Source organism: Streptomyces sp. NPDC001890 (genome assembly GCF_042891445.1).
Classification (GTDB): domain Bacteria; phylum Actinomycetota; class Actinomycetes; order Streptomycetales; family Streptomycetaceae; genus Streptomyces.
The window spans coordinates 64,442-85,856 of the sequence record NZ_JBIATE010000006.1 but is presented as its reverse complement, the minus strand read 5'-3'; the positions used below and the strand labels follow the sequence as shown (position 1 = coordinate 85,856).

Annotated in this window: 17 protein-coding genes; 12 read left to right on the top strand and 5 right to left on the bottom strand. The window is 71.9% G+C overall.

The genetic code is table 11. The annotated features are described in order from the left end of the window. The first annotated feature begins 37 nt into the window (after window positions 1-37). The 3 genes from ACFYY1_RS18585 (at window position 38) to ACFYY1_RS18575 (ending at window position 5,458) form a co-directional block, all read left to right on the top strand. Window positions 38-1,489: a Gfo/Idh/MocA family protein gene (locus ACFYY1_RS18585; RefSeq protein WP_388586442.1), complete on the top strand. Its 1,452-nt coding sequence runs from the start codon at window positions 38-40 to the stop codon at window positions 1,487-1,489. 271 nt (window positions 1,490-1,760) lie between these two features. After that, a complete protein-coding gene (locus ACFYY1_RS18580; protein WP_388586440.1) occupies window positions 1,761-3,680 on the top strand; it encodes an ABC transporter transmembrane domain-containing protein in 1,920 nt (639 codons plus the stop codon). Continuing rightward, window positions 3,677-5,458: an ABC transporter ATP-binding protein gene (locus tag ACFYY1_RS18575; RefSeq protein WP_388586438.1), complete on the top strand. Its 1,782-nt coding sequence runs from the start codon at window positions 3,677-3,679 to the stop codon at window positions 5,456-5,458. Before ACFYY1_RS18580 ends, ACFYY1_RS18575 begins: the two co-directional genes overlap by 4 nt. 34 nt (window positions 5,459-5,492) lie before the next feature. On the opposite strand, the gene ACFYY1_RS18570 is transcribed toward ACFYY1_RS18575, so the two are convergent. Further along, window positions 5,493-6,284, bottom strand: coding sequence for a metal-dependent hydrolase (locus ACFYY1_RS18570; protein WP_388586437.1), 792 nt, complete (start codon window positions 6,282-6,284; stop codon window positions 5,493-5,495). A gap of 79 nt (window positions 6,285-6,363) precedes the next feature. Here ACFYY1_RS18570 and ACFYY1_RS18565 point away from each other — a divergent pair, with 79 nt between their 5' ends. Together ACFYY1_RS18565 and ACFYY1_RS18560 are read left to right on the top strand one after the other, a co-directional pair. Beyond that, window positions 6,364-8,937: a DEAD/DEAH box helicase gene (locus tag ACFYY1_RS18565; RefSeq protein ID WP_388586435.1), complete on the top strand. Its 2,574-nt coding sequence runs from the start codon at window positions 6,364-6,366 to the stop codon at window positions 8,935-8,937. Window positions 8,938-8,986: 49 nt separating this feature from the next. Beyond that, a complete protein-coding gene (locus ACFYY1_RS18560) occupies window positions 8,987-9,859 on the top strand; it encodes an acyl-CoA thioesterase II (protein WP_266735210.1) in 873 nt (290 codons plus the stop codon). A 14-nt stretch (window positions 9,860-9,873) separates the two neighbouring features. Here the strand turns inward: ACFYY1_RS18560 and ACFYY1_RS18555 are convergent, their stop codons facing one another. Next, window positions 9,874-10,113, bottom strand: a complete 240-nt coding sequence (locus ACFYY1_RS18555) for a DUF6011 domain-containing protein (RefSeq protein WP_388586432.1) — start codon at window positions 10,111-10,113, stop codon at window positions 9,874-9,876. A 220-nt stretch (window positions 10,114-10,333) separates the two neighbouring features. Here ACFYY1_RS18555 and ACFYY1_RS18550 point away from each other — a divergent pair, with 220 nt between their 5' ends. Continuing rightward, entirely contained in the window at window positions 10,334-10,993 is a 660-nt protein-coding gene (locus ACFYY1_RS18550; protein WP_388586429.1) for a hypothetical protein, read from the top strand. Between the two features lie 67 nt (window positions 10,994-11,060). On the opposite strand, the gene ACFYY1_RS18545 is transcribed toward ACFYY1_RS18550, so the two are convergent. Further along, the gene (locus ACFYY1_RS18545) at window positions 11,061-11,357 is read right to left on the bottom strand and encodes an SHOCT domain-containing protein (protein ID WP_266735215.1); all 297 of its coding nucleotides are present in this window, start codon (window positions 11,355-11,357) and stop codon (window positions 11,061-11,063) included. A gap of 162 nt (window positions 11,358-11,519) precedes the next feature. After that, entirely contained in the window at window positions 11,520-11,963 is a 444-nt protein-coding gene (locus tag ACFYY1_RS18540) for a DUF6325 family protein (RefSeq protein ID WP_351253777.1), read from the bottom strand. 283 nt (window positions 11,964-12,246) lie between these two features. Here ACFYY1_RS18540 and ACFYY1_RS18535 point away from each other — a divergent pair, with 283 nt between their 5' ends. Beyond that, the gene (locus ACFYY1_RS18535; RefSeq protein ID WP_388586427.1) at window positions 12,247-13,086 is read left to right on the top strand and encodes an SDR family oxidoreductase; all 840 of its coding nucleotides are present in this window, start codon (window positions 12,247-12,249) and stop codon (window positions 13,084-13,086) included. 49 nt (window positions 13,087-13,135) lie between these two features. Next, entirely contained in the window at window positions 13,136-14,902 is a 1,767-nt protein-coding gene (locus ACFYY1_RS18530; RefSeq protein WP_388586424.1) for a cation:proton antiporter, read from the top strand. Window positions 14,903-14,908: 6 nt separating this feature from the next. Here the strand turns inward: ACFYY1_RS18530 and ACFYY1_RS18525 are convergent, their stop codons facing one another. Continuing rightward, window positions 14,909-16,741 (bottom strand): glycoside hydrolase family 15 protein, encoded by a 1,833-nt coding sequence (locus ACFYY1_RS18525; protein ID WP_388586423.1) that lies wholly within the window; start codon window positions 16,739-16,741, stop codon window positions 14,909-14,911. Window positions 16,742-17,097: 356 nt separating this feature from the next. On the opposite strand from ACFYY1_RS18525, the gene ACFYY1_RS18520 reads away from it, so the two are divergent. From ACFYY1_RS18520 to ACFYY1_RS18505, 4 genes are all read left to right on the top strand, one after another. After that, a complete protein-coding gene (locus tag ACFYY1_RS18520) occupies window positions 17,098-18,522 on the top strand; it encodes a DUF2252 domain-containing protein (RefSeq protein WP_388586890.1) in 1,425 nt (474 codons plus the stop codon). 170 nt (window positions 18,523-18,692) lie between these two features. After that, window positions 18,693-20,021, top strand: coding sequence for a chloride channel protein (locus ACFYY1_RS18515; RefSeq protein ID WP_388586420.1), 1,329 nt, complete (start codon window positions 18,693-18,695; stop codon window positions 20,019-20,021). A 98-nt stretch (window positions 20,022-20,119) separates the two neighbouring features. Further along, window positions 20,120-20,662, top strand: coding sequence for a GNAT family N-acetyltransferase (locus tag ACFYY1_RS18510; RefSeq protein WP_388586417.1), 543 nt, complete (start codon window positions 20,120-20,122; stop codon window positions 20,660-20,662). 227 nt (window positions 20,663-20,889) lie between these two features. Continuing rightward, window positions 20,890-21,378, top strand: coding sequence for a glutathione peroxidase (locus ACFYY1_RS18505; protein WP_388586415.1), 489 nt, complete (start codon window positions 20,890-20,892; stop codon window positions 21,376-21,378). Window positions 21,379-21,415 lie beyond the last annotated feature (37 nt).

Sequence of the window (21,415 nt, the reverse complement as noted above, 5' to 3'; positions counted from 1 at the left end):
CCAGCCGCGCACGTCAGACCCCCTTTCTGGAGGATCGATGAACGACGCAGCACAGCAGAACGACGGCACGCAGGGTGGCGACGAGGGTTCCGTGAGCCGCCGCTCGGTCCTGCGGACGACCGCCACGGTGGCCGGTGCCGGGCTCGGACTCAGCGCTCTTGGCAGCTCCCCTGCGGCCGCCGCACCCGGCCGGGGGCCCGAGGCCGCCACCGCGGACCAGGCGGCCGCTCCGAAGCGCCAGGGCACGACCATGGTGGGGGTCCCCTTCGAGGGGCGCTCCACCGTGCGGGTCGGCATCGTCGGCCTCGGCAACCGCGGTGGCAGCATGATCGACCTCTTCCTCGCCGTCACCGGCGTACAGGTCGTCGCCGTCTGCGACCCGGTCAAGGCCAAGGCGCAGCGGGCCGCCGCGAAGGTGACCGCCGCGGGTCAGCCGGCGCCCGCCGTCTACACCAACGGCGAGGACGACTACGAGAACCTCTGCAAGCGCGGGGACATCGACTTCGTCTATGTGGCGACGCCCTGGGACTTCCACTTCCAGATGGCGAAGACCGCCATGCTGAACGGCAAGCACGTCGGTGTGGAGTGTCCGATCGCGCTCCAGCTCGACCAGCTCTGGGAGCTGGTCGACCTGTCCGAGCGGACCAGGCGCCACTGCATGCAGCTGGAGAACTGCTGTTACGGACGGAACGAGATGCGGGTGCTGCGCATGGCGCACGCCGGTCTCTTCGGTGATCTGCTGCACGGTGCGGGCGCCTACAACCACGATCTGCGCGGCCTGATGTTCGACCCGGACTACTACGAAGGCCCCTGGCGCAGGCTGTGGCACACCCGGCTGCGTGGCGACCTCTACCCCAACCACGGGTTCGGCCCGGTCGCCAATTACATGGACATCAACCGCGGCGACCGTGCGGTGAGCATCACCAGTGTCGGTTCCCCGTCCCTCGGGCTGGCCGAGTACCGCGAGAAGAACATGCCGGCCGGCGACCCGAGCTGGAAGGAGACCTATATCGAATCCGACCGGACCATCAGTCTCGTCCAGACCGCCAAGGGACGGGTCATCCGGCTGGAGCACGACGTGTCCACCCCGCATCCGTACTCCCGGATCAACAGCCTCGGCGGCACGAAGGGCGTCTTCGAGGACTACCCCGCCCGCATCTACATCGAGCCCGACCACACCAATGACAGCTGGGGCGACTTCGCCAAGTACCAGGACTGGGACCACTGGCTGTGGAAGGAGTACGCCAATCCGCCCGGCGGCCACGGCGGCATGGACTACATGCTGGTGTTCCGGCTGATGCAGTGCATGCGGCTCGGCCTCGTCCCCGACTTCGACGTGTACGACGCGGCGACCTGGACGTCGCCCGTGCCGCTCAGCCACCTGTCCATCAGGGCGAAGGGCGCGCCGCAGCAGATTCCGGACTTCACCCGCGGTGAGTGGAAGAAGGCCCGCTCCGGCATGGACTCGGAGAACCCGGAGAAGGCCTGACCGGCCGGGCGGGCCGGGCACGGACCCAGCCGGGGCCGAGCCGGCCCGGCCCGCCCGCCCCTGCGCGTCGCAGCCCTGGCAGCAGCGGCAATGCCCATGTGGCCGTGTGGCCGTGGCAATGGCAGTGGGCAGTGGGCAGTGGCGCGATACGGCCGTTCCGGGAAAAAACCAATTGCTCGAACCGGCGTCCCGGGGTGAACCTGGCACGGGTTTGGATCATTCGCCTTGATCCATCCACCGAACCACCAGGCACACCGAACCATGGGACGTCATGCAGATTCGCGATCTTCCCTACCCGGATCCCGGCGATCCCGATGTCCGCTCAGGCCCTCGCTTCCTCCTCTGGCTGGGGCGCAACCAGCTCGGGGGCCAGCTCGCTTCCCTGTCCTGGGGCCTGCTGCACCAATGCTCCCTCGCCGGTCTGCCGCCCGCCGTCGGCCTGGCCGTCCAGGCGGTCGTCGACCGTTCCGGCAGCCGGCTCGCATGGTCGGGCGGGCTGATCGCGGTCCTGGGTGTGCTGATGGCGGTGGGCGACACGATGTTGCACCGGACGGCCATCACCAACTGGATCACCGCCGCGGCACGGGTCCAGCAGCTGCTGGCCCGCAAGACCGCGGAGCTCGGTTCGGCGCTGACGCGCCGGGTCGCGGCGGGTGAGGTGATCGCGGTGTCCACAGCGGACGTCGAGAAGATCGGCTGGTTCGTCGAGGCGCTCTCGCGGTTCGCCGCGGCAGCCGTCGCGCTGGTACTGATCTGTGTGGGGCTCCTGCTGTATCTGCCGTCTCTGGGCATTCTGGTGGCGGTCTCCGTACCGCTGCTGGCCCTCGCCGTGCTGCCGCTGCTCCCCCGGGCGACCCGGCGTGCGGACCTCCAGCGCGAGAAGGCGGGCAGGGCCACGGAACTGGCCTCGGACACCGTGGCGGGGCTGCGGGTGCTGCGCGGGATCGGTGGCGAGGAACTCTTCCTCGGCCGCTATCGGCGCGCCTCCCAGGAGGTCCGCGAGGCCGCGGTGCGCAGCGCGCGGATGTGGTCGCTGATCTCGGCGATCCAGGTGCTGCTGCCGGGCGTGCTACTCGTCTCCCTGGTCGTGTACGGAGCGATGCTGGCCCGGGACGGCCGGATCGAGGTCGGCCAGCTGGTCACGGTGTACAGCGCGGCGGCCCTGCTGCTGTACCCGCTCCGCCACTTCGAGGAGATCGCGATGGCGTACTCCTTCTCGCGGCCCTCCGCCCAGCGGGCGGTACGGGTGCTGTCGTTGCACCGTACGGCCCAGCCGCCGGGCGTCGCCGCCGCACCGGCCGCCGACGCCGCGCCGACCGGTGATCTGTACGACCCGGTGACCGGTCTGATGGCCCCGGCCGGGCTGTTCACCGCGGTGGTCTGCGGGGATCCGGACGAGGCCGGCCGGCTGGCGGAGCGGCTCGGCGGGCACGCCCGGACGGACCCGGACCCGGACCCGGCTCCCGACGAGGACGGGAGCGCCGCACGGGCAAAGGACGCAACACCCGGCTCCGCGGCGCGGACAACGCCGTCCGTCCTGCTCGGTGGCGTGCCGCTGGACGAACTCCCGCTGGACTCCGCCCGGACCGCCGTGCTCGTCCAGGACAAGGACCCGGTGCTGCTCTCCGGCACGCTGCGCGAGCTGCTGGACGTCCCGTCGTCGGGCCGGGTGCGTACCGATGAGGCGCTGGCGGCCGCGCAGTGCGGCGATGTGCTGGACTCCTTGGCGCAGGCGTCGCTCACCACGGACGGCGACCCGATGACGACCCGGATCACCGAACGCGGCCGGTCGCTCTCGGGCGGCCAGCGGCAGCGGCTCGCGCTGGCCCGCTCCCTGGTCGCCGACCCGGAGGCGCTGGTCCTCGACGAGCCGACCTCCGCCGTCGACTCGCACACGGAGGCCCTGGTCGCCGCCGGGATCAAGGCGTTGCGCCAGGGCCGTACCACCGTGGCGTTCGCCTCCTCGCCCCTGCTGCTCGACCTCGCGGACCGGGTGGTGCTGGTGCACCGGGGCACCGTCGTCGCGGTCGGCGGGCACCGCGAGCTCCTGCGCACGGACCCCCGCTACCGGGCGGTCGTGACACGTGAGACGGACGACGAGGCCGAGGCCCTGGCCTCCTGCGGCACGACCGGAGCGACCGGAACGACCGGAACGACCGGAACGATCGAGGAAATCGAGGAACGGGCATGATCGGCGTAGCGGAACCGGCGTACGACCCGGCCGCGCCGGAGTCGGCGACGACCCTGCCGGTCGGCACCCCCGCCACCGTACGGAGCTATGTACGGGAACTGCTGCGGCGCCATCGCGGGCGGTTCGCCGTGCTCGTCGCGTGCAACGCCATCGCGGTCGTCGCGTCGATCGTGGGCCCGTATCTGCTGGGCGGGCTGGTCGAGGACCTCTCCGAGGGGGTGCGGGACCTCCATCTGGAGCGCACCGCCGGGGTGTTCGCGCTCGCGCTGGTCGTGCAGACCGTGTTCACCCGGCAGATGCGCCTGCGCAGCGCGATGCTCGGTGAGGAGATGCTCGCCGATCTGCGCGAGGACTTCCTCGTACGGTCGGTGCGACTGCCGCCGGGAGTGCTGGAGCGGGCCGGGACCGGCGATCTGCTCTCCAGGATCACCACGGACATCGACCGGTTGGCCAACGCGATGCGCGAGGCCGTGCCGCAGCTGGCGATCGGTGTGGTGTGGGCGGGGCTGCTGCTCGCCGCCCTCACCGTGACGGCCCCGCCGCTGGCGCTCTCGGTGCTGCTCGCCCTGCCCGTGCTGATCCTCGGCTGCCGCTGGTACTTCAAGCGGGCGCCGTCCGCGTACCGTTCGGAGGCCGCGGGGTACGCCGCGGTCGCCGCGACGCTCGCGGAGACCGTGGATGCCGGACGGACCGTGGAGGCGCACCGGCTGGGTGCGCGCCGGGTGGCGCTGTCGGACACCCGCATCGCCCGTTGGGCGGCGTGGGAGCGGTACACGCTCTTCCTGCGTTCCGTTCTCTTCCCCGTCATCAATGTCACCTATGTGACGATCCTGGGCGCGGTGCTGATGCTCGGCGGCTGGTTCGTCATCGAGGGCCGGCTGACCGTGGGGCAGCTGACCACGGGGGCGCTGCTGGCGCAGATGATGGTCGACCCGATCGGCCTGATCCTGCGCTGGTACGACGAGTTGCAGGTCGCCCAGGTGTCGCTGGCCCGGCTGGTCGGGGTGCGGGACATCGAACCGGACGCGGGCGATGCGGAGCTCGTCCCGGACGGCCGGGACGTCCGGGCCGACGAGGTGCGCTTCGGGTACCGCGCCGGGCTCGACGTCCTGCACCGGGTGTCGCTGGACGTCGCACCGGGTACGCGCCTGGCGCTGGTCGGCCCGTCCGGCGCCGGCAAGTCCACGCTGGGCCGGCTGCTGGCCGGGATCTACGCCCCGCGCGCGGGCGGAGTGACGCTCGGCGGTGCCGAGTTGTCGCGGATGCGGGCGGAGGACGTACGTACGCATGTGGCGCTGGTCAATCAGGAGCACCATGTGTTCGTCGGTTCGCTGCGCGACAATCTGCTGCTGGCCCGGACGGGCGCCGAGGACGCCGAGCTGTGGGCGTCGCTGGCCGCCGTCGACGCGGACGGCTGGGCGAAGGCCCTGCAGGAGGGGCTGGACACCGAGGTCGGCTCCGGTGGTCTGGCGCTGACCCCGGCGCAGGCCCAGCAGATCGCGCTGGCCCGGCTGGTCCTGGCCGATCCGCACACGCTGGTGCTGGACGAGGCGACCTCCCTGCTGGACCCGCGGGCCGCCCGCCGCCTGGAGCGCTCACTGGCCCGGGTGCTGGACGGCCGTACGGTCGTGGCGATCGCCCACCGGCTGCACACCGCGCACGACGCGGATGTGATCGCGGTGGTGGAGCGCGGCCGGATCAGTGAGCTGGGCAGTCATGACGAGCTGGTGGCGGCGGACGGCGCGTACGCGGCGCTGTGGCGGTCCTGGCACGGCTGAGGGACTGCCGTGGGGGTACCCGGGGCGGGGCGGGTCAGATGAAGTTCAGCGCGGCCGCCCCGCCCACTCCCCCGAGCACCATGAACGCCGGCATCAGCACCTTCAGCTCCACCCAGCTCCCGGCCCGGAACCGCATGGCCTTCGGCGGGCCGATCGGGTACCAGCGCTTGCGGCCGATCGGGATGGGCCACAGGATCGGGCAGCCCGAGACGGTGAGCGCGTCGCCGATGTCGTGGACGAGGGCGCCGAGCACGATGGGCAGCCCGAGCCAGAGGTACTCCTGGCCGGGGTCGGTGAACAGCCAGTTGGAGCCGTTGCCCGGCTGGTCCAGGACTCCGGCCAGTATCCAGGCGCTGGTCGCGCCGAGCAGCCAGACCAGGACGTCGCTGGACATCCGGGCGGCCCGCCACAGCAGCCCTTCGACGGCGAGCACCAGGTGGACGAAGAGGATCGCCAGCACCGCCCACCGGCCGCCGGTGATCGCCGCGGCGGAGGCTCCGGCGCCGATCAGGACCGCCCACACCCAGGTGTGGGTCAGCGTCCGGTGGCCGCCGTTGCGGGTCGAGTCGCCGCGCATCCGGGTCGCCTTGTACACGGCGTGCGAGAGCTTGTCGACGATTTCGCAGACCCCCCGGGACACCGGGCCGAAGGCACGCGAGATGGTCGCCGACTTGTGGTCGAGGTCCGGGGCCAGGGCGGCTCCGGCGGTGATCAGCGCCCCGACGACGAGGACGGGCCACGGCATCGCATGGCCGGCGGCCGCCGCCGCCGCGCCCACCCCCAGCCAGGCCGCCGCCCCTGACAGCGAGTGTGCCGGTCCCATCATGTCTCTTCCCGCCCCCAGAGTCGTATCCGCCGCCATTGCCGTTGTGGCACGGCCGAGTTGAGTGGGAAGCGTATCGCCCATGATCTTCATACCGTCGTCCGGTTCCCTCATCCGGGCGGAAGGCAGGCAAGATGGGGGCGTGACCCTTATCGATCAGCTGCCCCCGACCGACGACCCCGACGCCCTCTTCGAGGCTTTCTCGTCATGGACCGAGACGCGGGGCATCACCCTCTATCCGGCCCAGGAGGAGGCGCTGATCGAGGTGGTCTCCGGCGCGAATGTGATCCTTTCCACCCCGACCGGCTCCGGAAAGAGCCTGGTCGCGGCGGGTGCGCACTTCACCGCACTGGCCCAGGACAAGGTCACCTTCTACACCGCGCCGATCAAGGCACTGGTCTCGGAGAAGTTCTTCGACCTGTGCAAGCTGTTCGGCACGGAGAACGTCGGCATGCTCACCGGCGACGCCTCGGTCAACGCGGACGCCCCGGTGATCTGCTGCACGGCCGAGGTGCTGGCCTCCATCGCGCTGCGTGACGGCAAGTACGCCGACATCGGCCAGGTCGTGATGGACGAGTTCCACTTCTACGCCGAGCAGGACCGCGGCTGGGCCTGGCAGATCCCGCTGCTGGAGCTGCCGCAGGCCCAGTTCATCCTGATGTCGGCCACGCTCGGCGACGTCCGGATGTTCGAGGAGGACCTGACCCGCCGTACCGGCCGCCCCACGTCCGTGGTGCGTTCGGCGACCCGGCCGGTCCCGCTCAGCTACGAGTACCGGCTGACCCCGATCACCGAGACCCTCACCGAGCTCCTGGACACCCGGCAGTCGCCGGTCTACATCGTGCACTTCACCCAGGCCGCGGCCGTCGAGCGGGCGCAGTCGCTGATGAGCATCAACATGTGCACCAAGGAGGAGAAGGAGAAGATCGCCGATCTGATCGGCAACTTCCGCTTCACCACCAAGTTCGGCCAGAACCTCTCCCGCTATGTGCGGCACGGCATCGGGGTGCACCACGCGGGCATGCTGCCGAAGTACCGGCGCCTGGTGGAGAAGCTCGCCCAGGCCGGTCTGCTGAAGGTGATCTGCGGTACGGACACCCTCGGCGTCGGTGTCAACGTCCCCATCCGCACAGTGCTGTTCACCGCGCTCACCAAGTACGACGGCACCCGGGTGCGTACGCTGCGCGCCCGTGAGTTCCACCAGATCGCCGGCCGCGCGGGACGGGCCGGATTCGACACGGCGGGCTTCGTCGTGGCGCAGGCTCCCGAGCACGTCATCGAGAACGAGAAGGCCGTCAAGAAGGCCGGCGACGACCCGAAGAAGAAGCGCAAGGTGGTCCGCAAGAAGGCCCCCGAGGGCTTCGTCGCCTGGTCGGAGACCACGTTCGACAAGCTGATCCAGTCCGACCCGGAGCCGTTGACCTCCCGTTTCCGGGTCACGCACACCATGCTGCTGTCCGTGATCGCCCGCCCCGGCAACGCCTTCGAGGCGATGCGGCGGCTGCTGGAGGACAACCACGAGCCGCGCCGGGCGCAGCTGCGGCACATCCGCCGGGCCATCGCGATCTACCGCTCGCTGCTGGACGGCGGCGTCGTGGAGCAGCTCGACGAGCCGGACGCGGAGGGCCGGATCGTCCGGCTCACCGTCGATCTCCAGCAGGACTTCGCGCTCAACCAGCCGCTGTCCACGTTCGCGCTGGCCGCTTTCGACCTGCTGGACCCGGATTCCCCCTCGTACGCGCTGGACATGGTCTCCGTCGTCGAGTCGACGCTCGACGACCCACGGCAGATCCTCGCCGCGCAGCAGAACAAGGCGCGCGGCGAAGCGGTCGGGCAGATGAAGGCGGACGGTGTCGAGTACGAGGAGCGGATGGAGCTGCTCCAGGAGGTCACGTACCCGAAGCCGCTGAGCGAGCTGCTGTGGCACGCCTACGACGTGTACCGCAGGAGCCACCCGTGGGTGGGCGACCACCCGGTCTCGCCGAAGTCCGTGATCCGTGACATGTACGAACGCGCCATGACGTTCACGGAGTTCACCTCCAACTACGAGCTGGCCCGTACCGAGGGCATCGTGCTGCGCTATCTGGCCAGTGCGTACAAGGCGCTGGAGCACACCATCCCGGACGACATCAAGTCCGAGGACCTGGAGGATCTGATCGCCTGGCTCGGCGAGATGGTGCGCCAGGTGGACTCCAGCCTGCTCGACGAGTGGGAGCAGCTGGCCAACCCCGAGGTGGAAACCGCCGAGGAGGCTCAGGAGCGGGCCGACGAGGTGAAGCCGGTCACGGCCAACGCCCGCGCCTTCCGGGTGCTGGTGCGCAACGCGATGTTCCGCCGGGTCGAGCTGGCCGCGCTGGACAAGGTGGGCGAGCTCGGTGAGCTGGACGGCGACGCGGGCTGGGACGAGGACGCGTGGGGCGATGCGATGGACGCCTACTGGGACGAGTACGACGACCTGGGCACCGGTCCGGACGCCCGCGGTCCGAAGCTGCTGAAGATCGACGAGGACGCGGCGCACGGGCTGTGGCGGGTCCGGCAGACGTTCGCCGACCCGAACGGCGACCACGACTGGGGCATCAGCGCGGAGATCGATCTGGCCGCCTCGGACGAGGAGGGCCGGGCCGTGGTCCGCGTGACCTCCGTCGGCCAGCTGTGAGGACATACGCCGCGGGCGCGGCGCCGCTGCGAGAGTGGAGACGAACCGCATGACGAATCCCGCCGAGCGCCTGGTCGATCTGCTCGACCTGGAGCGGATCGAGGTCAACATATTCCGTGGGCGCAGCCCGCAGGAGTCCCTGCAGCGGGTCTTCGGCGGGCAGGTCGCCGGACAGGCGCTGGTGGCGGCCGGCCGGACCACCGACGGGGACCGGCCGGTCCACTCGCTGCACGCGTACTTCCTGCGTCCGGGGCGGCCGGGTGTGCCGATCGTGTACGAGGTGGAGCGCGTCCGGGACGGCCGGTCGTTCACCACCCGCCGGGTCACGGCCGTCCAGCAGGGCCGGACGATCTTCAATCTGACGGCGTCCTTCCACCGGCCGGAGGAGGCGGGCTTCGAGCACCAGCTGCCGCCGGCCCGCGAGGTCCCGGATCCGGAGGAGCTGCCGACCGTCGCCGAGGAGGTCCGGGAACACCTCGGGGCGCTCCCGGAGGCACTGGAGCGGATGGCCCGCCGGCAGCCCTTCGACATCCGGTACGTCGACCGGTTGCGCTGGACGAAGGAAGAGGTCGAGGACGCGGACCCGCGCAGCGCGGTGTGGATGCGCGCGGTCGGCCCGCTGGGGGACGACCCGCTGGTGCACACATGTGCACTGACGTACGCCAGCGACATGACGCTGCTCGACGCGGTCCGTATCCCGGTGGAGCCGCTGTGGGGGCCGCGCGGCTTCGACATGGCCTCGCTGGACCACGCGATGTGGTTCCACCGTCCGTTCCGGGCGGACGAGTGGTTCCTCTACGACCAGGAGTCGCCGGTCGCGACGGGCGGCCGGGGGCTGGCACGGGGCCGGATCTACGACCGGGACGGCAACCTGCTGGTGTCCGTGGTGCAGGAGGGGCTGTTCCGCCGTCTCGGCGCATAGCCCGCTGCCCCGGGTCAGACGCCGGGCAGCGGGTCCTGCTCGACCTCGTGGCGGCGGGTGCGGATGTCCGGGGGCGCCGGGTGGAGCTTGGCGTCGCAGGCGGGGCCGAGGCCGGTGCGGCGTGAGGCCGTACCGGTGAGCGGGCGGCCGCACATGCGGCAGCGCACCACCTTCCGGCGGGCCGGGGCGTCCCCGGGCGGCGGCTCGGTGCCGGTTCCGGGGAACGGCTCGGGGAGGGGCTCGGCGGATTCCACGGACCGATCTTCTCAGGGCGCCGTCCGCCGTGCGACGTCCGAGCGGCACGCGGACACCCGGGTGATACACGGGCGTCCCAGCGGCACGCCGATGTCCGAGCGAGACACGGGCGTCCGAGCGGTACACGGGCGTCCGAGCGAGACACGGGCGTCCGAGCGGTACATGGGCGTCCGAGCAGTACGCACACGTCCGAGCAGTACACAACGGAGGAGTTCACCGGTGAGCAGCGTGCTGACCTTGAAGCCGACCACAGCATCGCCCGGCGGCCGTGTCGTCGAGTTCGCCGACGCACCCGGCGGCGAGTCCCGGGTGGTCGCCCATGTGGAGCGCGAACTGCCGGAGGGCGGGATACCCGCGTACCTCGCGGCCCGTAAGTCGGGGGTGCGTTCCTTCGTCCTGTGGGCCGACAGCGAGCGCCGGACCCGGCTGGCCACCCTGGTCACCGCGTCCGCGGCCGACGGCGTGGCCACGTACCAGGTGCTGGGCGCGCAGGGCGAGCTGATCGGCACGCTCGTCCGGGAGAAGGCCCTCCACGGCAAGGGGCTGCGGACCCGCTGGACGATCGCCCAGACCGGCTGCCCGGAGGCGGTCGGCTTCAAGGGCCGGATCTTCTGGTGGTACGTGTGGTGGCTGCTGTTCCCGATCCAGGTGGCGATCGGCGTGGGCAGCCTGCTGAGCGGCGGGGGCGATGTGGCGCGCGGGCCGCGGCGCGTCATCTGGCGGGCCGGCCGGGAGGTTCCGCTGGAGTTCCTCTCGGACGACGACGAGGTCCATGTCCACGCGCCGTGGGTCGACTGGCGGCTCGCGGCGGCGCTGAGCGCGCTGATCCGTACCTTCGACAGCTGGCTGGGCACGCCCTGGGACGACAAGCGGGAGTGAGCCGGGCCCGTCGTGGCTCCCGTCGTCCTGACGGGCCCGCGCGGTCCCGGTCGCCCGGCCGGACCGGTCAGGAGCCGAGGATCCTGGCCTTCTGGGCCTCGAACTCGCTCTCGCTCAGCACTCCCTGGCTCTTGAGGTCGCCGAGATCCTTGAGCTGGGCGATCTTGTTGCTCATCTCGTCCTCCGGCGCGAGGGACGTGGGCGCGGGCGGCGGGGGCGCCGCGGCGGCCTGCTGGGCCTGCGCCTGCTCGGCGTCCTGGCGCGCCCAGCGGCCCGCCTGTCGCCGCGAGACCCGGTTGGAGACCGAGGTGGCGGTTCCGGCGATCACCGCTGTACGGGCGACGCCACGAAGAAGGCCTGGCATGGTGCATCTCCTTTTGACTGGCTGGTGCGGGGGCCGGTTGCCTGGCCGGTGCGGGAAGGGGAGCGGCTGTCCGGCCGGCGCGGGGGGAGAGACCGGTTGTCCGGTCGGTGCGGGGCCCGGCCGGCGCCATGAGGACCGTCGGTGCTGCGGGGGCCGACCGGCTCAGACCCCGGCCTCGGCCGCGTCGAGCGATGCCAGGATCTCCTGGACCGGGATGCGCCCGTTGGCGACGAGGCGTCCCCCCGAGCGGCGCAGCGCCGCCGCGAGCGGTCCGGCCCACACGTTCTCGTAGATGACGATCCCGGCGGCGCTGCCGGGTTCGAGGACGGCGCTCACCTCGTCGATGTCGTCCCGGCCGAGCAGTCCGGAGGACACCCCTTCGAACACGGCCAGGTCCTCGTGCCCGTTCGCGGTCAGCTCGGAGAGCTCCACGCCCGCGACCGTTCCGTCCTCGCTCTTCCGGAGGAAGACCAGGTCCAGGATCCGGATGATTCCCCGGTCGACCAGGTCGACCAGCAGGGGCAGTCCCTCGCCCGTCATCCGGCTGCCCGGGAATTCGATCACCAGGTAGTCGATCGGCCCCGTCTCGTCGGTCTCGCTGCTCACACCGGCTCCTCAGAATCTCGACTGCCCCGGGTCCGCCAGGGCCTGTGCCTCCGTCATTGGAACAGTGGGCGGGCCGGTGCGCATCTCGGTCGTGGCGGCGGGCGGACTCGGCACCGGTTGCTCCGTCGGAGGGACAGCGGGTCACTCCGACGGCCGAGTGGTGCGAGCCGTGCCCCGCCCGTGCCCGGCCGCCGCGGATGGTTGTCGCGCGCGGACGGCCTGCCCGGGCCGGTCCGGATTCCTGTGGTCCGGACACCGCCGCGCGGGACGACAGGAGACCAGGATGACTTCACCGGCGGACGCGGCCCGGCAGCAGGTGCCGTTGCCCCTGTTGCGGGGCCAGAAGGCGCTGGTGACAGGTGCGAGCTCCGGCATCGGCAGGGCGACCGCGGTGGAGCTGGGACGGGCGGGCGCCGATGTCGTCGTCAACTACGTCGCCGGCCGTGAGGCGGCCGAGGAAGTGGTGCGGGAGATCGAGACCTTCGGCGTGCGGGCGTACGCCCATGAGGCGGATGTCTCCCGGGAGGAGCAGGTCGTCGCCATGTTCGCCCGCATGGTCGAGGAGTTCGGCACGGTCGACGTCCTGGTCGCCAACGCCGGCCTGCAGCGGGACGCCGCCGCCGCGGAGATGACCCTGGACCAGTGGAACAAGGTGCTGGACGTCAATCTCACCGGACAGTTCCTGTGCGCCCGGGAAGCGGTCAAGGAGTTCGACCGCCGGGGCGTCGTGCCCGAGGTGTCCCGCGCCGCCGGGAAGATCATCTGCATGAGCTCGGTCCACCAGGTCATTCCGTGGTCGGGGCATCTGAACTACGCCGCGTCCAAGGGCGGCGTCCTCATGCTGATGCAGACCCTGGCCCAGGAATGCGCGCCCCGGGGCATCCGGGTCAACGCCGTGGCCCCCGGTGCCATCCGTACCCCCATCAACACCAGTGCCTGGGACACCCCCGAGGCCGAGGCCGAACTCCTCAAGCTGATCCCGTACCGCAGGGTGGGCGATCCGCCGGACATCGCCACCGCGGTGACCCTGCTGGCGTCCGACCTGATGGATTACGTCGTGGGCACCACCCTCTACGTCGACGGCGGGATGACGCTCTTCCCCGGCTTCGCCACCGGAGGCTGACCCCGTTCGCGAGGGCGGCCGATCACCTGGCATCCGAGGAGGCACGGACATGACGGCTGATGAAGTGATGGTGGGTGTGGGGCTCGTCGTGGTGCTCGCGGTCGGCTCCCAGCTGCTGGCGAGCCGGCTGCGGGTTCCCGCCCTGCTGGTCCTGCTGCCGGTCGGGTTCGCCGCCGGGGCGCTGACGGACGACGTCAATCCCGAGAAGCTGCTCGGCGAGGCCTTCTCGCCGCTGGTCTCGCTCGCGGTGGCGGTGATCCTCTACGAGGCGGGGCTCGGCCTGGAGATCAGCCGGCTGCGGGGCCATACGCGTCGCATCGTGGTCAGGCTGCTCTGGCTGGGGGCGCTCATCACCTGGCTGTCCGCCGCGCTGTTCGCGGTGCCGGTGCTGGACATGTCCGAGGGCGCGGCCGTGATGCTGGGCGCGATCCTCGTCGTGTCCGGCCCGACCGTCGTCGGGCCCCTGCTCAACTTCGTACGGCCCTCCGAGCGCCTTCAGCGCATCCTCGTCTGGGAGGGCTCCTTGATCGATCCGGTCGGCGGCATCCTGGGGGCGCTGGTCTTCCATGCCGTGGTCGCGGGTGAACTCAAGGGTTTCGGGAGCCAGTTGGAGCAGTTCTCGGCGAGCGTCGCGGTGGGCGCGGTGGGCGGCGTGGTCGGGGCCGGTGTGCTGTGGCTGCTGCTGCGCCGGGCCCGGCTGAACGAGGAGCTGGCCACGTCGGCACAGATCGCGGCGGTGATCGGGATCGCCGCCGCCTGTGACGCGCTCCGCGAGGACACCGGGCTCATCTCCGCGGTCGTGATGGGTATGGCCATGGCGAATCTGCCGGGCCTGGACCTTCCGGCCCGCCGGCCGTTCCTCGACACCCTGGTCTCGCTGATCATCGGTCTGTTGTTCATCTCCATCTCGGCCACGGTCACCCCGGCCTCGCTGCGCCACGTAGTGCTGCCCTCGCTCGCCCTGGTCGCCCTCCTGGTGCTGGTGGTGCGCCCGCTCGTGGCCCTGGTGTCGACGGCCGGTACCGATGTCCGGGGCGGGGAGCGGTGGTTCATCGGGTGGATGGCCCCGCGCGGCATCGTCGCCGCGGCGACGGCTTCCACGTTCTCGGCGACCCTGGTGGCGCGGGGCGTCGACGGCGCCGAGCGGATCCTTCCCGCGACCTTCGTGGTGATCGTCGCCACCGTCACGCTGTACGGCCTGACGGCGCTCCCGGTCGCCCGGAGGCTGAAGGTGCTGCGCCCGTCCCGGTCCCGGCCGCTGCTGGTGGGCGGCGCACCCTGGGCCGTCGATCTGGGGCGCGCGCTGAACTCGGCGGGGCTGGACGTGCTGATGTGGGCGGGTGCCGAGCGCCAGCGGGCCCGGATCGAGGAGGCCGGGCTGCCCCTGGCGACGGGCGAGCTGCTGGCGGCGGCCTCGGGTGCCGGGGCGGAACTGGAGGGCATCACCGGTGTGCTGCTGCTCACCGAGGAGGACGACTTCAACGCGCTGGCGGCGATGACCCTGCGGGAGAGCGTCGACGGCCCGGTCCACCGACTCGCTCCGGGCGCCGACAGCCAGGGCGTGGTGGCGCCGTACACCGGGGGCGAGCCCCTCTTCCGTACCGGCCTGACCGGGCCGGAGCTGGCCCGCAGGTACGAGGCCGGGGCCCGGGTGCTGACGCGGCGGGCCGACGGAGCCGTACCGGCCGGGTACGACGTGCTGTTCGTCGTACGCGCCGACGGGCTGCTCGCCCCGGTCACCCGCACGCACACCCCGGATGCCCGGCCGGGCGACACCGCCGTCCTCCTCGGGCCCCCGTCGCCCGACAGCTTCTGAGCGCCCTCAGCCGCGTTCCCCGGCGCGTGCCGCGTCCAGCGCCTCGTCCAGGGTCCGCGCCGCCGTGATGAGCGAGAAGTGGGTGAACGCCTGTGGGAAGTTGCCGAGTTGTTCGCCGCTGGGACCGATCTCCTCGGCGAACAGGCCGACATGGTTGGCGTACGTGAGCATCTTCTCGAAGGTGTAGCGGGCCTTGCGCAGCCGGCCCGCGCGGGCCAGGGCGTCGACGTACAGGAACGTGCAGAGGCTGAACGTGCCCTCGGATCCCCGCAGTCCGTCCGGGGAGGCCGCGGGGTCGTAGCGGTAGACGAGGCTGTCGGAGACGAGCGTACGGTCCATGGCGTCGAGCGTGGCGAGCCAGCCGGGGTCCTTCGGGGCGAGGAACCCCACCCGGGGCATCAGCAGCAGCGAGGCGTCCAGCACCGTGCTGCCGTAGTACTGGACGAATGCCTGCTCGGACTCGCTCCAGCCGCGTTCCATGACCTGTTCGAGAATGGCGTCCCTGGCACCCGTCCACCGGGCGGTGTCGGCGGGCCGGCTGAGATCGGCCGCCAGGCGCAGGCCGCGGTCGAACGCCGCCCAGCACATCACCCGGCTGTAGGTGAAGTCCTGCCGTCCGCCGCGGGTCTCCCAGACGCCCTCGTCGGGCCGGTCCCAGCGGTCCACGAGCCAGTCCAGGGTCCGGGCCACCACCTGCCAGCCCCGGTAACCCGCCTGGATGCCCACCTCGCGGCCTTCGGACAGGGCGTAGAGGGCCTCGCCGTAGATGTCGAGCTGCAACTGACCGGCGGCCGCGTTGCCGAGCCGTACCGGGTACGAGCCCCGGTAGCCCTCGAAATGGGCCAGGGTCTCCTCCGTCAGCAGCGGCTCGCCGTCGACGCGGTACATGATCCGCAGGGGTTCGTCGCCGCTGTCGTCCGCCCGGAGCCGGTCGCCCAGCCAGTGGTTGAAGGCGATCGCCTCGTCCACGAAGCCGAGGTCGAGCAGGGCCCGGACCGACAGCGAGCCGTCCCTGACCCAGGTGTAGCGGTAGTCCCAGTTGCGTTCGCCGCCGACCTGCTCGGGCAGTCCCATGGTCGCCGCCGCGACGGGTGCGCCGGAGGGAGCGTAGGTGAGCAGTTTGAGCGTGATGGCGGAGCGGTTGACCATGTCGGACCAGCGGCCCCGGTAGTGGGAGCCGCGCACCCACCGCTGCCAGTGGTCGACGGCGTCCCAGAGCTGTTCCGTGACGGCGTCGACGGTCGGTTCGGGAGGTGCGGGCCCGTCCGCCGCGCAGACGGTGAGGACCGCGAAGGCCGACTCGCCGACGCTCAGCACCACTTCGCCCACCGCGTCCCGGTCGTCGCGTGCCAGGGGGAATCCGGTTTGGAGGTGGGCCGCGATCCCCGGCGCCCGGAACACGGCTCCCCCGGGGCGCAGTTCGAGTTCGTGTTCGGCCCGGCCGTAGTCGAACCGGGGCCGGCACTCCATGGCGAAGCGTACGGTCCCGCGCACCGCGCGCACGGTCCGCACCAGGGTGTGCCGGTCGGTAGGGGTCCCGGTGCGTGCGGGCGGCATCCAGTCGAGCACCTCGCCGACGCCGTCCGGCGACATGAAGCGGGTGACCAGGACCGCGGTATCCGGGTAGTAGAGCTGGCGGCAGGAACTCTCGGGCTCGTCGGGCGCCAGCCGGAAGAAGCCGCCGTCGTCGTGGTCGAGCAGTGCGGCGAAGATGCTGGGGGAATCGAACCTCGGGGCGGCGAACCAGTCGACGACACCCCGCGCGGAGACGAGTGCGGCGGTCTGCAGGTCGCCGATCAGCCCGTGTTCGGCTATGGGCGGGTACCGGTCCATGAGCATCCACTCCCGGGGTCCGTGACCATCCGTTTCCGGACGGACCGCTCCGGCCTCCACTATCCGCCAGGCACCCCGTGCCCGCTCGCCCGGACCGCCCCGGCCCGGCGGTCCGGGCGGTAGCGGTCCGGGCGGTAGCGGTCCGGGCGGTAGCGGTCCGGGCGCGGGACGTGACGGGCGGCGTCCAGATGATGCCGGAACCGGGCCGAGCCGCGATGATCGGACTCGGGGCACGGACGCCGCACGCCCGCCAGGGGCTACGGGACGGCCCCGGGCGCCGGCGAGAGCGGTGCACGCCCGTGGAGCGGTGGCGCATCCCCGTGGAGCGGTGGCGCTCGCCCGTGAGCAGTCAGGAGGACCCGATGCCGCAGGACGCGACCTCGATGCTCAGGACGGCACCGGACGCGACGCCGGAGCAGCGGGCGGCTCGCGGGAAGGCGGCCCGGCGGGCGGCCCCGCGGTCGAGTCACGCCGAGTTCGAACCGCCGGCCGACCGGCCCGACCCGCTGGCCGTCCTCGAAGCCCAGTCCGCGGCCCGGGTGCCCGAACTCGTACCGATCCGCTACGGCCGGATGGCCGAGTCGCCGTTCCGCTTCTACCGGGGCGCCGCCGCGATCATGGCCTCCGACCTGGCCACCACTCCGGACTGCGGGATCAGGGCCCAACTGGTCGGGGACGCCCATCTGCTGAACTTCGGACTGTTCGCCTCGCCGGAACGGAATCTGCTGTTCGACATCAACGACTTCGACGAGACGTCACCGGGGCCCTGGGAGTGGGACGTCAAGCGCCTGGCGGCCAGCTTCGTCGTCGCGGGCCGGGCGAACGGCTTCAGCGACCGGGAGCGCGCGGACATCGTGCTGACGACGGTGCGGTCGTACCGCGAGTCGATGATCCGGTTCGCCGGAATGCGCAATCTCGATGTGTGGTACTCGCGGACCGACATCGGCCGGCTCGAAGCGCTGGCCTCCCGCCAGTTGACGAGGCGCGGCCGCAAGAGGCTGGCGCGGGCCGCGGCCAAGGCCCGCACGCGGGACAATCTGCAGGCCTTCGAGAAGCTCACCGGGACGGTGGGCGGACAGCCGCGCATCGTGGCGGACCCGCCGCTGCTCGTACCGCTGGCCGATCTGCTCCCGGCGGGCGAGCGCGACGCGACGCAGGAGCCGCTCCGCGAACTGATCGGCCGCTACGGCCGCAGCCTGCCGTCGGACCGGCGGACCCTGCTCTCCGACTTCGGGTGCGTGGACATGGCGCGCAAGGTGGTCGGCGTCGGCAGTGTCGGTACGCGTTGCTGGATCATCCTGATGCTCGGCAGGGACGGCGGGGATCCGCTGCTCCTCCAGGCCAAGGAGGCCGGTACCTCGGTGCTCGCACCCCATGCCGGCCCCGGCCCGTACCGGAACCAGGGCGAGCGCGTGGTCGCGGGACAGCGGCTGATGCAGGCGGCGAGCGACATCTTCCTCGGCTGGGACCGGGTGGAGGGGATCGACGGCAGGCGCCGCGACTTCTACGTACGCCAGTTGCGCGACTGGAAGGGCGCCATGGAGCCGGAGGACATGGCGCCGTCCGGCATGCAGGTCCTCGGCGAGGCGTGCGGCACCGCACTGGCCCGCGCCCACGCCCGTTCCGGCGACCGGATCGCCATCGCGGCCTACCTGGGGCGCGGCCACTCGTTCGACCGGGCGCTGACGTACTTCGCCGAGAAGTACGCCGACTGCAACGAGCGGGACCACCGGGCGCTCGTCGGCGCGGTGCGGGCGGGCCGTCTTCCCGCGGCCCGGGACGTCTGAGCCTCTCCCGGCCCCGCCCGCGCGCTGGTCCAGGGGAATGGCGGTACGGAAGTCGCCGCACCTGCCCAGCGGGTACATCACGGGCCGAATGCGCACCTTGTGCTATCTCCTTGTGGACGCTTGCGGGACAGCGTGTTCCGGACGGTTGTGACGCCGAGGAGACAACGATCATGTCGACCGAGCCCGCCGCGACTCCCACGGCGGCAGTGAACCCCTCCGCGCTGATCCGCACCCGCGGTTACGCGGTGCTCCTGGTGATGGCGGCGGCTCTCGGAGTCCCGGTCTCGGCGGTGGCGTTCGGCTTCCTCGCGCTCGTCCACGAACTCCAGTCGCTCACCTACCACGACCTGCCCCGGGCCCTCGGTTTCGCCGGTACGCCGTCCTGGTGGCCGGTGCCGCTGCTCGCTGTCGCGGGCCTGCTGGTCGGGCTGGCCGTCCGCCACCTGCCGGGCGGCGGCGGTCACCGGCCCGCCGACGGGATGGTGAGCACGGGGGCACCGTCGGCGGTGGAACTGCCCGGCATCGTGCTGGCGGCGCTCGCCTCGCTGGGCCTCGGGGCGGTGGTCGGTCCCGAGGCACCGCTCATCGCACTCGGCGGCGGCCTGGCCGCGCTCGCGGCGCGCCTGGTCAGGCCCGGCATCGGTCCCGGCGCGAGTGCCGTGATGGGGGCCGCGGGCGGCTTTGCCGCGATCAGCGCGCTGCTGGGGTCGCCGCTCCTGGGGGCCTTTCTGCTGATGGAGACCTCCGGCCTGGCCGGGATGACGCTCGGGATGGTCCTGGTGCCGGGTCTGCTGGCGTCCGGCGTCGGCGCGCTCATCTTCACCGGACTCGGTTCGTGGACCGGGCTCGGGACGTACTCCCTGGCACTTCACCATGTGCCCGGCGCCACGGCGCCCGACCTCGCGCGATTCGGCTGGGCGCTTGTCGTGGGCGTGGCCGCGGCGTTCGTCGGTACGGGTATCCAGCGGCTCGCGCTGTTCCTCCAGGCGCGGGTGGTGCGGCGGACCGTGACGGCCACCGTCGTCATGGGCCTGGTCGTCGGCGCGGCGGCTCTCGTGTACGCGCAGAGCACCGGACGGGACGCGTCCGGGGTGCTGTACTCCGGGGAGGAGGCCCTCGATCCGCTGCTGGCGCAGAGCGCCGGATACTCGGTGGGCACGCTCGTGGCGCTGGTCGCCTGCAAGGCGGTGGCGTACTGCGCGTCCTTGAGCAGCTTCCGGGGCGGCCCGGTCTTCCCGGCGATGTTCGTGGGAGCGGCGGGCGGGACCGCCCTGTCCCATTTGCCGGGGCTGGACCTCACGTCGGGTTTCGCGATGGGTATCGGCGCCATGTGCGTGGCGATGCTGAAGCTCCCGATGACCTCGGTGCTGCTGGCGACGCTGCTGCTGGGGTCCGAGGGCCTCACGGTCATGCCTCTCGTGATCGTCGCGGTCGTGGTCTCCTACGTCGTCACGCTCAGGCTCGCGCCGCCGGCCGGCGTCCGGCCGGATCGAGGGTGACGGGCCTGCGCCGTGACCTCGGACGCCCTCCCTCTCCTCGTACCGTCCGCGGACGGACGATACCCTGGTGATCGTTCTGCCCTGGGAGGACCTTGCGCATGACTGAGATCGTCGCCGTATGCGGGAACGAACTGGTCACCTACGCCGATGAGTTGGCCGCGCTCCTGGTGGACACCGTGGACAGCGGGTCGTCGGTGGGTTTCCTCGCGCCGCTGGACCGTGACGCGGCCGCCGTCTGGTGGCGGGAGCGGGCCGGGGACGTGGACGCCGGTCTGCTCCAGGTGTGGATCGCCCGCGACGCGGAACGGGTCGCGGGGACCATCGCCCTGTCCCGGGCCCGGCTGCCCAACGCCCGTCACCGCGCGGAGGTGGCCAAGCTGATGGTTCGTCCGTCGGCGCGCGGCCGGGGCCTGGGCCGGTCGCTGCTCGACGCCGCCGAACGGTCGGCCGCCGGGGCGGGCGTCACCCTGCTGGTCCTGGACACCGAGAGCGGAAGTCCCGCCGAGCGGCTCTACCGTTCGGCGGGCTGGACGGAGTGCGGCTCGATCCCGGACTACGCCGAGGACCCGGCCGGTGTCCTGAAGCCGACGACCCTCTACTACAAGGCGATCGGCCCCGCGCGGGCGCTGCCCGACCGGTGACGGTGCGCCGGTCTCCCGGCCCAGGCACAGGAGTTCGACCCCCGGCCCGTATCCGTACACGGGTCGCTCATCGGGGTCATGCCCCGGTCGCCGCGACGCCCGTACTCCCGCAGGTCGGTGAGGTGCGGGGCTCCGGACGGCCGGCGGACCGGCTTCGTACGGACCTGTTCCGGCCCGTTCCGGGCGTGACAATGGCTGTTGGAAGCCACACCTCACGAGGAGACCTCATGACGCTGCACGACATCCCCCTGCGCACGCTCACCGGTGAGCCCACATCCCTGGCCGACTACCGGGGCCGGGCCGTCCTGTTGGTGAATGTCGCGTCCAAGTGCGGGCTCACCCCGCAGTACGAGGGCCTGGAGCGGCTCCAGAGCGAGTACGCGGACCGCGGCTTCACCGTGCTCGGCGTGCCGTGCAACCAGTTCGCCGGCCAGGAGCCGGGGAGCCCGGAGGAGATCCAGACCTTCTGCTCGACGACGTACGGGGTCAGCTTCCCGCTGCTGGAGAAGACCGAGGTGAACGGCGAGGGGCGCCACCCGCTCTATGCCGAGCTGGCCCAGCTGGCGGACGCGGACGGCGAGGCCGGTGACGTCCAGTGGAACTTCGAGAAGTTCCTCATCTCGCCGACGGGCGTACCGGTCGCGCGCCTGCGCCCGGGCACGGAGCCCCAGGCGCCGGAGCTCATCGCGGCCATCGAGGCCCAGCTGCCGGCCTGAGGATCGTGTCCTCGATCGCCGGGCGGGCCCGGGCAAG

Coding starts and splice junctions, on each gene's coding strand:
- ACFYY1_RS18585 (WP_388586442.1), top strand. CDS start 38: ATGAACGACGCAGCACAGCAGAACGACGGCACGCAGGGTGGCGACGAG.
- ACFYY1_RS18580 (WP_388586440.1), top strand. CDS start 1,761: ATGCAGATTCGCGATCTTCCCTACCCGGATCCCGGCGATCCCGATGTC.
- ACFYY1_RS18575 (WP_388586438.1), top strand. CDS start 3,677: ATGATCGGCGTAGCGGAACCGGCGTACGACCCGGCCGCGCCGGAGTCG.
- ACFYY1_RS18570 (WP_388586437.1), bottom strand. CDS start 6,284: ATGATGGGACCGGCACACTCGCTGTCAGGGGCGGCGGCCTGGCTGGGG.
- ACFYY1_RS18565 (WP_388586435.1), top strand. CDS start 6,364: ATGATCTTCATACCGTCGTCCGGTTCCCTCATCCGGGCGGAAGGCAGG.
- ACFYY1_RS18560 (WP_266735210.1), top strand. CDS start 8,987: ATGACGAATCCCGCCGAGCGCCTGGTCGATCTGCTCGACCTGGAGCGG.
- ACFYY1_RS18545 (WP_266735215.1), bottom strand. CDS start 11,357: ATGCCAGGCCTTCTTCGTGGCGTCGCCCGTACAGCGGTGATCGCCGGA.
- ACFYY1_RS18535 (WP_388586427.1), top strand. CDS start 12,247: ATGACTTCACCGGCGGACGCGGCCCGGCAGCAGGTGCCGTTGCCCCTG.
- ACFYY1_RS18530 (WP_388586424.1), top strand. CDS start 13,136: ATGACGGCTGATGAAGTGATGGTGGGTGTGGGGCTCGTCGTGGTGCTC.
- ACFYY1_RS18525 (WP_388586423.1), bottom strand. CDS start 16,741: ATGCTCATGGACCGGTACCCGCCCATAGCCGAACACGGGCTGATCGGC.
- ACFYY1_RS18520 (WP_388586890.1), top strand. CDS start 17,098: ATGCCGCAGGACGCGACCTCGATGCTCAGGACGGCACCGGACGCGACG.
- ACFYY1_RS18515 (WP_388586420.1), top strand. CDS start 18,693: ATGTCGACCGAGCCCGCCGCGACTCCCACGGCGGCAGTGAACCCCTCC.
- ACFYY1_RS18510 (WP_388586417.1), top strand. CDS start 20,120: ATGACTGAGATCGTCGCCGTATGCGGGAACGAACTGGTCACCTACGCC.
- ACFYY1_RS18505 (WP_388586415.1), top strand. CDS start 20,890: ATGACGCTGCACGACATCCCCCTGCGCACGCTCACCGGTGAGCCCACA.